The 10,347-nt window shown below is 58.4% G+C and carries 10 protein-coding genes and 1 pseudogene; 5 read left to right on the top strand and 6 right to left on the bottom strand.

Going from position 1 to position 10,347, the window contains the following annotated elements:
- Positions 1-424 (bottom strand): annotated as a pseudogene (locus EKA13_RS24065) (hypothetical protein); the annotation flags it as partial.
- Positions 425-454: 30 nt separating this feature from the next.
- The gene (locus EKA13_RS24070; RefSeq protein ID WP_065761662.1) at positions 455-1,300 is read right to left on the bottom strand and encodes an AAA family ATPase; all 846 of its coding nucleotides are present in this window, start codon (positions 1,298-1,300) and stop codon (positions 455-457) included.
- Between the two features lie 242 nt (positions 1,301-1,542).
- Here EKA13_RS24070 and cysK point away from each other — a divergent pair, with 242 nt between their 5' ends.
- From cysK to EKA13_RS24085, 3 genes are all read left to right on the top strand, one after another.
- The gene (cysK, locus tag EKA13_RS24075) at positions 1,543-2,517 is read left to right on the top strand and encodes a cysteine synthase A (RefSeq protein WP_065761663.1); all 975 of its coding nucleotides are present in this window, start codon (positions 1,543-1,545) and stop codon (positions 2,515-2,517) included.
- A 173-nt stretch (positions 2,518-2,690) separates the two neighbouring features.
- The gene (locus tag EKA13_RS24080) at positions 2,691-3,626 is read left to right on the top strand and encodes an aspartyl/asparaginyl beta-hydroxylase domain-containing protein (RefSeq protein WP_065761664.1); all 936 of its coding nucleotides are present in this window, start codon (positions 2,691-2,693) and stop codon (positions 3,624-3,626) included.
- Positions 3,627-3,989: 363 nt separating this feature from the next.
- Positions 3,990-4,886, top strand: a complete 897-nt coding sequence (locus EKA13_RS24085; protein ID WP_065761665.1) for a DMT family transporter — start codon at positions 3,990-3,992, stop codon at positions 4,884-4,886.
- A gap of 83 nt (positions 4,887-4,969) precedes the next feature.
- Here the strand turns inward: EKA13_RS24085 and EKA13_RS24090 are convergent, their stop codons facing one another.
- Positions 4,970-5,857: a DMT family transporter gene (locus EKA13_RS24090; RefSeq protein WP_065761666.1), complete on the bottom strand. Its 888-nt coding sequence runs from the start codon at positions 5,855-5,857 to the stop codon at positions 4,970-4,972.
- A gap of 284 nt (positions 5,858-6,141) precedes the next feature.
- Here EKA13_RS24090 and aceK point away from each other — a divergent pair, with 284 nt between their 5' ends.
- Positions 6,142-7,863: a bifunctional isocitrate dehydrogenase kinase/phosphatase gene (gene aceK / locus EKA13_RS24095; RefSeq protein ID WP_065761667.1), complete on the top strand. Its 1,722-nt coding sequence runs from the start codon at positions 6,142-6,144 to the stop codon at positions 7,861-7,863.
- 1 nt (position 7,864) lies between these two features.
- Here aceK and EKA13_RS24100 read toward each other — a convergent pair whose 3' ends face one another.
- A complete protein-coding gene (locus EKA13_RS24100; protein WP_100250160.1) occupies positions 7,865-8,740 on the bottom strand; it encodes a DUF6279 family lipoprotein in 876 nt (291 codons plus the stop codon).
- A gap of 156 nt (positions 8,741-8,896) precedes the next feature.
- Between EKA13_RS24100 and EKA13_RS24105 the strand changes: the two genes are divergently transcribed.
- The gene (locus tag EKA13_RS24105; protein ID WP_065761668.1) at positions 8,897-9,733 is read left to right on the top strand and encodes a CvfB family protein; all 837 of its coding nucleotides are present in this window, start codon (positions 8,897-8,899) and stop codon (positions 9,731-9,733) included.
- On the opposite strand, the gene EKA13_RS24110 is transcribed toward EKA13_RS24105, so the two are convergent.
- Positions 9,734-10,114 (bottom strand): hypothetical protein, encoded by a 381-nt coding sequence (locus EKA13_RS24110; RefSeq protein WP_065761669.1) that lies wholly within the window; start codon positions 10,112-10,114, stop codon positions 9,734-9,736.
- 9 nt (positions 10,115-10,123) lie between these two features.
- Positions 10,124-10,347, bottom strand: a 224-nt coding sequence (locus tag EKA13_RS28180) for a hypothetical protein (RefSeq protein ID WP_218060854.1), incomplete at its 5' end; no start/stop codon positions are given.

Below are 10,347 nucleotides of genomic sequence, written 5' to 3' on the forward strand. Positions count from 1 at the left end.
AGCCGAAGGGGCTGGTACCGCCCGTGCCAATCCATTTGTTGCCGCCGGCGTGGCGTTCCTTCTGTTCTTCCAGGCGCTTCTTGAACTCCTCGATCAGCTTGTCCAGCCCGCCAAGGGACTGGATCTGTGCGCGTTCTTCGTCGCTGAGCGAGCGCTCGAATTCCTTGCGCAGCCAGTCTTCCGGAATCAGCGCCTCCAGGTGTTGATCGAGGTTTTCCAGGCCTTTGAAGTAGGCCGAGAAGGCGCGGTCGAACTTGTCGAAGTGGCGTTCATCCTTGACCAGAATCGCCCGTGACAGGAAGTAGAACTCGTCCATGTCGGCAAAGGTCACGCCCTGCTTGAGTGCGTTGAGCAAATCAAGCAGCTCGCGTACCGACACCGGTACCTTTGCCGCGCGCATTTCATTGAACAGGTTGAGCAGCATGGCAGTTGCCCCTGATTGGTCTGTGGCAGATCAGCGATTGCCGCGACGGCTCATGAACGCCAGGCGCTCCAGCAGTTGTACGTCCTGCTCGTTCTTGACCAGGGCGCCAGCCAGCGGCGGAATGGCCTTGGTTGGATCGCGCTCGCGCAGCACGGCTTCACCGATGTTGTCGGCCATCAGCAGCTTGAGCCAGTCGACCAGTTCAGAGGTAGAGGGTTTTTTCTTCAGGCCCGGTACCTTGCGCACGTCGAAAAACACATCGAGTGCTTCGCTGACCAGGTCCTTCTTGATGTTGGGGTAGTGCACATCGACGATCTGCTGCAGGGTGTCGCGGTCAGGGAAGGCGATGTAGTGGAAGAAGCAGCGACGCAGGAAGGCATCAGGCAGCTCCTTTTCGTTGTTCGAGGTAATGATGATGATCGGACGCTGCTTGGCCTTGATCGTCTCGTCGGTCTCGTAAACGTAGAACTCCATCTTGTCGAGTTCCTGCAACAGGTCGTTGGGGAACTCGATGTCAGCCTTGTCGATTTCGTCGATCAGCAGAATCACGCGCTCTTCGGACTCGAACGCCTCCCAGAGCTTGCCCTTCTTCAGGTAGTTGCGCACGTCGTGCACCTTGTCCACACCCAGTTGCGAGTCGCGCAGGCGGCTGACCGCATCGTACTCATACAGCCCCTGATGGGCCTTGGTGGTGGACTTGATGTGCCAGGTGATCAGTTTGGCGCCAAAGGATTGGGCCAGTTGTTCGGCGAGCATGGTCTTGCCGGTGCCGGGCTCACCCTTTACCAGCAACGGGCGTTCCAGGGTAATCGCCGCGTTGACCGCCAGTTTCAGGTCGTCTGTGGCGACATAAGCGCTGGTGCCTTCGAACTTCATGTAGCGATCCTCTAACGTAGCCCCAAGGGTACGTGGCCCTTGGTGGAAAAATGGTTATCCCCGACTATAACGCGCTGCCCGCTTGGCTGGGAACGCAGACGGAGCATTCAGTCTCTGAATGCTCCGTCACCTGGTGACTGGTGTAAGAGGATTTGTCTTGCACAGGGCGTGAGTGGGGCTGGACGCACTTCAGGGGCAGGCTTACCCTTGAAGTTTTCGCACGGTGCCAAAAGGACCCCGCCATGAGCCGCATTTTTGCTGACAACGCGCATTCCATCGGTAATACACCGCTGGTGCAGATCAACCGTATCGCCCCGCGCGGAGTGACCGTTCTGGCCAAGATCGAAGGGCGTAACCCTGGCTATTCGGTCAAATGCCGAATTGGCGCAAACATGATTTGGGATGCTGAAGGCAGCGGAAAGCTCAAGCCTGGCATGACCATCGTAGAGCCGACCTCGGGTAACACCGGTATTGGCCTGGCCTTTGTCGCGGCGGCCCGTGGCTACAAGTTGGTGCTGACCATGCCGGCGTCGATGAGTATCGAGCGTCGCAAGGTGCTCAAGGCATTGGGTGCCGAGCTGGTGTTGACCGAACCTGCCAAGGGGATGAAAGGCGCCATTGAGAAGGCCAACGAAATTGTTGCCAGCGACCCTGCCCAGTACTTCATGCCACAGCAGTTCGATAACCCGGCAAACCCGGCGATTCATGAAAAAACCACAGGGCCCGAAATCTGGAACGATACCGATGGTGCGGTGGATGTGCTGGTAGCGGGTGTCGGTACGGGCGGCACGATCACCGGCATTTCGCGTTACATCAAGAAGACCAAGGGCAAGGCGATTCTGTCGGTGGCGGTGGAACCCATGGTATCGCCGGTCATCACCCAGGCACTGGCCGGTGAAGAGATCAAGCCCAGCCCGCACAAAATCCAGGGTATTGGCGCAGGCTTCGTGCCGAAGAACCTCGACCTGTCGATGGTCGATCAGGTCGAGTTGGTCAGCGATGAAGAGTCCAAGACCATGGCCCGGCGTTTGATGCAGGAGGAGGGCATCCTCTGTGGCATTTCCTGTGGTGCCGCGATGGCGGCGGCGATACGCCTGGCCGAAAAACCGGAAATGCAGGGCAAGACCATCGTGGTCATCCTGCCCGACTCCGGCGAACGTTACCTGTCGAGCATGTTGTTCAGTGATCTGTTCACCGATCAGGAAAACCAGCAGTAATACCGCTGCCTGTGCCGGTTTGCCTGATCCGCGGCAATATTCGCTGCCGCGCTTTGTTGCACAATCCTTAACAGTGATTGTCCGGCTCTGGTTGTTTTTACCAGGGCCGGATCGGTTTATCATGGCCGATTAATCGGCAGCGATGGCCTGATCGAAATTCCAAGGAGTGTTGCATGACCTTTTCCTTTGTCGCCAAGGCGGGTGTACTGCTGCTGTTTTTCGGCAGCACGCTCTATGTACATTTGCGCGGCAAGGCGCGTTTGCCGCTGTTGCGCCAGTTCGTCAACCATTCGGCATTGTTCGCCCCTTACAACGCCTTGATGTACCTGTTTTCCGGGGTGCCGTCCAAGCCCTACCTGGACCGCAACCGTTTCCCGGAGCTGGATGTGCTCAAGGACAACTGGGAAGTGATCCGCGAGGAGGCCATGCACCTCTTCGACGAGGGGTACATTCGTGCTGCCGAGAAAGACAACGACGCCGGATTCGGCTCGTTCTTCAAGAAGGGCTGGAAGCGTTTCTACCTGAAGTGGTACGACAAGCCGCTGCCGTCGGCCAACGCACTGTGCCCGAAGACCGTTGAACTGGTCAGCAGTATCCCCAACGTCAAGGGCGCCATGTTTGCCCTGCTGCCTGGTGGTAGCCACCTGAACCCGCACCGTGACCCCTTTGCCGGTTCCCTGCGTTATCACCTGGGCCTGTCGACGCCCAACTCGGACGACTGCCGGATCTACGTCGATGGTCAGGCGTATGCCTGGCGCGACGGTGAAGATGTGATGTTCGATGAGACCTACGTGCATTGGGTGAAAAACGAAACCGACACGACGCGCGTGATCCTGTTCTGTGATATCGAACGGCCGCTCAGCAGCCCGCTGATGACACGCATCAACCGCAGTGTCAGTGCGTTCCTTGGCCGTGCCACGGCACCGCAGAACACCGATGACGAGCGTGTTGGCGGTATCAACCAGGCGTACGCCTGGAGCAAGCGTTTCAGTAACGTCATCAGTAACAAGGTCAAGCAGTTCAAACGGGCCAACCCAAAAGTCTATCGGGTCATGCGCCCGGTGCTGGCCGTGCTTGTTGCCTACCTGTTGTACCGCTGGTTGTTCTGACCCCTTGCGCTGTTACCGGGTGCTGACTATAGTCAGGCCCGGTAGGCCATGTGCCTTTCGTTATTCCCTCTATTGAAGAACTGATCATGCCAGCATTCTGTCCAGTCACTGCATACGCTGCCGCGCCCGACGCGGTAGTTGTCGTGCGTGGCGCGCAGCAGCCGGCCATGATCAGCCATTACCCACCACCTGTCAGTGGCGTTCCAGGGTGTGTCGTAGCACCCCCAGGCGTGGTTGTCGTAGTGGGCTGAGCAGCTGGTGCTGCGACATCCCCCGATTACGCCTGAGCACTACTGAAAGCGGTTGTCTGTCCTTTTGCGGCAGCACCGTTCGGCTTACTTGCCCGAATACAGGTGGCATTTCATGTCTGTTATCTCGAAAGAATCCGTGGCCGCGGCGGCCACGACCAGCCTGTTCGTCCTGCTCTGGAGCAGTGGCGCGATTGTTTCCAAGTGGGGCCTGGCCCACGCAAGCCCCTTTGCCTTTTTGCTGATCCGTTTTGTCATCGCCCTGGCAGCGTTACTGCTGCTTGGCCCCTTGTTGAAATTGCGTTGGCCGCAAGGCCGGCGCGCGAGGCTGCAGGCGATTTCAACAGGGTGCGTGCTGCTTGGCGCTTATCAGATTTTCTACCTGTTGGCCCTGGACGGTCACGTCACACCCGGGGTTATGGCCACTGTGATGGGCGTGCAGCCGATTCTCACCATCGTGCTGATGGAGCGTCAGCGCTCCTGGAACCGGCTGTTCGGCCTGTGCCTGGGCTTGGCCGGGCTGGTAATGGTGGTTTATCAGGGCATAGGCCTGGGAGGCGTATCGTTTGCCGGCATGTGTTTCGCGTTGCTAGCGCTGGCGAGCATGACCCTGGGCACGATCATGCAAAAACGTATTACCGCTAATCCATTGGGTACCTTGCCGCTGCAGTACCTGGCAGGTTTGCTGCTGTGTGGGGTGTTCGCGCCCTTTCAGCCGCTGCATATCGATCCGGGCAGTGACGTGCTGCTGTCGGTGCTATGGATGGGATTAGTGGTTTCGGTGTTCGCCACCTTGCTGCTCTACCGGTTGATTGCCGGGGGCAATCTGGTGAATGTCACCAGTTTGTTCTACCTGGTACCGGCGGTGACCGCCATCATGGACTACCTGATCTTTGGCAACCGACTGGCATTGCTGAGTGTACTGGGCATGGGGCTGATCGTTATCGGCTTGCTGTTCGTCTTCCGCAAGCCGGCCTGCGCGCCTCAGTCAGGCAGGGTTGAAGAGGTCTAGCGGTAACTGATGCCTGGCACGGCGTACAGGCAGCCAGCCGTACGCCGCGCCTGGCTGCGCGCTCAACGACGGGGTACAGGTCTTTACCTGATCACGCTGGGCTTGAGCACCAGCCACAAGGCCAGCGCAATCAATGCACCACCGTACAGGTGGGCAGCAGACAACGGTTCGTCCAGTAACCAGGCTCCCCAGAGTACGCCAAACGCGGGAATCATGAAGGTCACGGTTGACGACTTGACCGGGCCGATCTCGCTGAGCAGGCGGAAGTACACGATGTAGGCAAAGGCGGTGCAGACCAGCCCCAGGCCCAGCAGCGATAACCAGACCTCCCAACCACCCCAACTGGCCGGTGGCTGGGTCATGACGCTGTAGCCGAACAGGGGCAACAGCAGCAGAGTGGCGCCGAGCATGCTGCCCAGCGCTGATAGGCGGCTGTCCAACCCGCCTTGGTGGTCGAGCCAACGTCGGGCGAGAAAACCCGCGAAGCCATAGCAGGTGGTTGCCGCCAGGCAGGACAGGGCGCCTTGCAGCAGGTTCAGGTCGAAGGCTACCGGCCCGGCGCCACTGAGAATGCCGACGCCGAGCAGGCCGAGAAAAATGCCGGCGAGTTTGCTCAGGGTCATGGGTTCGCGAAAGAACAGCGCACCGATCAATACGCCCATCAAGGGCGTGGTGGCATTGAAAATGGCCGAGTAGCCGGCTGGCAGCACTTGCGCCGCGACGGAGTACAGGGTTGCCGGAATGCCTGAGTTCACCATGCCCAGCACAAGGCACGCCTTGAGTTTGCCGTGAAAATTCCAGTCCACTCGCAGCAGTGCAAGGATCATCAGCAGCCCAGCACAGGCAATCGAAACACGGAAGAACGCCGTGGGCACAGTGCCCAGTACTGGCGCAATAATGCGCATGAACAGAAAGCTGGCCCCCCACACGGCAGCGAGGGTCAGCAGGCGGGTCAGGGCGATAGGGCTCACTAGGGTCTCCGGTCCTTGGTGCGGGCCGCGAGTTTACGGTAAATGCTTGATTGCCTCGCTCTGTTTCTTGCGCTGGTTTCCTGAGTAAGGATCATGTCGTTCGCGTGGGCTGGTTGCAGTAGCGTTGTCCGCTATCTGGTAATGCGCAGGCATTGGCAGTACACCGGCGCGCTGAATCAGGTCTGTTTACTAGCTTTTGGCCGAAGTATCAGTGCGAGGAGTCTTTTCGTCCTGTGGGAGACTGACCTAAGCTCAGGCTTTATCCACGACACCGAGGTCCCTGTATGCCCCAGCCATGGCCGGCCGCTGATATTGCCCGGATGATCCTCGAAGGTTTCGACGACTACCGTGAGCATTTCCGCTGTATTACCGACGGTGCCCGTAGTCGCTTTGAGCAGGCCCAGTGGCAGCAAACGCAGAGCGCCTCGGCGGCACGGATCAACCTTTACGAAGACAAGGTCAGCGAGGTCAGCCAGCGCCTGCACCAGGCGTTTACCGATGAGGTGCTGCTGGATGTCGCCTATTGGCCATTGGTCAAGAGTGCCTATATCGACCTGATTGATCCACGACTGGACGATGAGCTCTCCGAAACCTGGTACAACTCGATTTTCTGCAGTCTGTTCAGCCATGACCTGATCAGCGACGGCTGCATGTTCATTCACACCACCCGGCCTTCGCTGCGTAGTCACGAGCGAGCCGCGCAAACGCGCATTTACCGTCCTGACGGGCGCTTGGCGGATATGCTCGCGCAGATCTTTGCAGATTATTCGTTTGATGTGCCCTATGCCGATTTGCAGGGCGATCTGGCGCGACTTGAAGTGCAACTTCGAGAAAGCCTGCCGGACTGGGTGTGCAAGGACCCCCAACTGCAGGTCGAGTTGTTTTCCTCGGTGCTCTACCGCAACAAGGGTGCCTATCTGGTCGGGCGGATTTTTACCCAGGACGAGCAATGGCCTTTGGTAATCCCGCTACTGCACCGCGAAGGGCACGGTATCGAGATCGATGCACTGATTACCGACGAGGCGGACGTCTCTATCATCTTCTCGTTTACCCGTTCCTATTTCATGGTGGATGTACCGGTACCCGCCGAGTTCGTTGGCTTTCTCAAGCGTATTCTTCCGGGCAAGCACATCGCTGAGTTGTACACCTCGATTGGCTTTTACAAGCATGGCAAGTCGGAGTTCTACCGGGCACTGATCAACCATCTGGCCAGCACCGATGACCGCTTTATCATGGCGCCCGGGGTGCGTGGCATGGTCATGAGCGTGTTTACCCTGCCGGGCTTCAATACAGTGTTCAAAATCATCAAGGACCGTTTTTCACCCTCCAAGAGTGTCGATCGGGCCACGGTGATCGAAAAGTACCGCCTGGTGAAGAGTGTCGATCGCGTCGGGCGCATGGCCGACACCCAGGAATTTGCCGACTTTCGTTTTCCGCTGAGCAAGTTCGACCCTGAGTGCCTGGCCGAACTGCTGGAGGTGGCACCGTCTACCGTCGAGGTGCATGGTGATACCGTACTGATTCGCCACTGCTGGACTGAGCGACGCATGACCCCGCTCAACCTCTACCTGGAAAATGCCAACGATGCCCAGGTGCGTGACGCGCTGGAGGATTACGGCTTGGCCATCAAGCAGTTGGCGGCGGCGAACATTTTTCCAGGTGACATGTTGCTGAAAAACTTTGGCGTGACGCGCCATGGTCGGGTGGTGTTCTACGACTACGATGAAATCTGCTTTCTGACCGAGGTCAATTTCCGCTACATCCCGCCGCCGCGCTTCCCGGAGGATGAGATGGCCTCGGAGCCCTGGTATTCCATCGGCCCGCTGGATGTATTCCCTGAAGAGTTTCCGCCGTTCCTGTTTGCCGACAGCGCCCAGCGTCGCCTGTTCAGCCAACTGCATGGCGAACTCTATGATGCCGATTACTGGAAAGGCCTGCAGGAAGCGATCCGTGCGGGCAAGGTGATCGACGTCTTCCCGTACCGGCGCAAATGCCGCGAAGCGTGAGTCAGACGCCCGCCTTCAGGCATTTGAGCTGGCTGAAATCCTGGTGCACCTGTGCCAGCTTTTTCTCCAGGTGTTGCCGCTGGTAGGGGCTGCTTTGAGCCATCAGGTCGACCAACAGGCTGCGGGTAGCGGCTTCGTTCTGTTGGTAGGCCTGGCGGTACGCAGGGGTCCAGAGAGGTTCCCGGTCGATCAGCAAACGCTCCAGGCGCTCTGGAAAGTCTTCAGACTGCCGTTGCTCCACGGCGGCACTGAACTGCGCCTGCCATTCTGCCCGGTTGGTGATCCAGACATTACCCTGAGCGCCCAGTGAGTGTGCCCACTGGGTGATCCGCAACTGCTGTTGCGCGCTGAGCTCACCCAGCCAGGGTGTCAGGCGCTTTTCCATGCGTCGGGTACGCTGGGCGATCTGTTTATCGAAGGGTGTATTGGCGTAAATTTCCTGCTTTTCGCGGTTATCTTCGGTAAACGCCTGACGCATGGCGCGTACCTGATCATCATCCAGGGCGCGTAACAGTTCTACCGCCGAAGGCGTGATCTGCCTGGCTACGTTGTCGATCGCGTGCTTGATTTCGTTGGTGCGCGCCTGCAATTGCGCCTCGGACACCTGATTGTTGGCCACCATCGCCTTCACCCGATCGAGCCATTCAAGGTAACCCGGCAGTTGGGTGCGGCAGTGCCAGCTCAAATGTGTCGTGAGGCGCTGTTTAAGCCAGGTTTTCTGTTCGCGGTTCATGTCCAGGTAGTCGTTCAGCGACCAGGGCACGAGGATGTCGAGGTTGCGGTAGGCCAGATCAATCCGGTTGCAGGCTATCAGTGCGGCACTACAGAGAACCGCTAGCAGGAGAGGGCGCAGGTACTTGGACAGGCGGCTGTACATGAGCAGATCCTTGCATGGGCATGCCCTTTCTTTATAGAACAGGCAGGCTCTCTTGCCGACCCCACAGGTACGAACGGTTGAAAGAGACCTTCAGTGACCGGGCGGTGTCTTCGGTTCAGGTGTAGAATACCGGCCTCGCAACGAGGATTTTCGGACATGGCTTTAGTTGGGCGTTACAACAGTTTGCAAGTGGTAAAACATACGGACTTCGGTCTGTACCTGGACGGTGGAGCAGACGGCGAGATCCTCTTGCCCAACCGCTACATCCCCAAGGACACGCCCACTGAAGTTGAAGATTGGCTCAACGTCTTCGTCTACCTGGACAGTGAAGACAAGCTGATCGCCACCACCGAGAAGCCCAAGGTGCAGGTTGGCGAGTTTGCCAGCCTGAAGGTGGTCGAGATCAACAGCATTGGCATTTTCCTCGACTGGGGCCTGCCCAAGGACCTGTTGATGCCGTACTCCGAGGAAAAGCATCCACTGCGTGCGGGCGACTACTGCGTGGTGCATGTCTACCTGGACAAACGCACCCGCCGCATTACAGCGACTTCACGTCTGGACCGTTACCTGGACAAGGTGCCGGCCAACTACAAGGTGGGGCAGCAGGTCGATCTGCTGGTCGCCGGCGAGACGCCCATGGGCTTCAAGGCGATCATCGACAACAAGCACTGGGGCCTTATCCACAAGAACGAAGTGTTCAAGTTCCTGCGTTCCGGCAAGCAGGAGAAGGGCTATATCAAGGAACTGCGCAGCGACGGCAAGATCGCCCTCAGCCTGCAGCCAATTGGCCAGCAGGCCGTTAACAGCCTGCACGACCTGATCCTCGACAAGCTCAAGGCGGCCAACGGCGTGTTGCCTGTCAGCGACAAGAGCGACCCGCAACTGATCAGCGACCTGTTCGGGGTCAGCAAGGGCAACTTCAAGAAGGCCATTGGCGCCTTGTACAAGGACGGCCTGATCGTGATCCACGCCGACCGTATCGAACGGGTCTGATCAGCTCTGCAGGAACCGGGCGAAACTGACATTGTTGCCGCCCGGACGCTGATCCTGCAGCCACGCATCGCGGTCGGCGCTCAGCGCCAGGCTGATGGTGGTACGGCGCTTGTGCGCATTACGCACCTCCATTTCCTCCAGGCGTGTGCGCAGGAAGCTGGTCGGCACCTTCAAGTGCTGCAACTGGTCGTTCTCCGGGGTGTGCAACAGCAGGTTGATCCAGTCACCCAGGCCGGTGTGCAGGCGCTTCACCGGTACATCAAACCACCAGATATTGCGCTTGTGATCGAGCGCGGCGAACAGGCAGTTGTCGGCGCTCAGCACCGGTGTGCCCAATTGCTGGTTGCGGCGGGCAATAGCGGTGGCTTTGTCGATTTTCATTGCGGGTTCCTACGGGTGACGCTTTGGCACGGTGTCAAAGATGCCGGGCATTTTACGCGTTCTGTGCGTGGCTGGGGTTAATTCCTGAGCCCTGATTGCTGCACTCTGGATGCCCATCGAACGATGATTTTCTCGGGCAAAAAACAGCCTGTTAATCACATTTTTTTTGCATGATGGCTTTAGGCTATTGTGCGCAAGAAGTTGCGCACTGAAATGTGGATAACCTTGTGTAT

Source organism: Pseudomonas defluvii, assembly GCF_001695625.1.
GTDB classification, from domain to species: Bacteria; Pseudomonadota; Gammaproteobacteria; order Pseudomonadales; family Pseudomonadaceae; genus Aquipseudomonas; species Aquipseudomonas defluvii.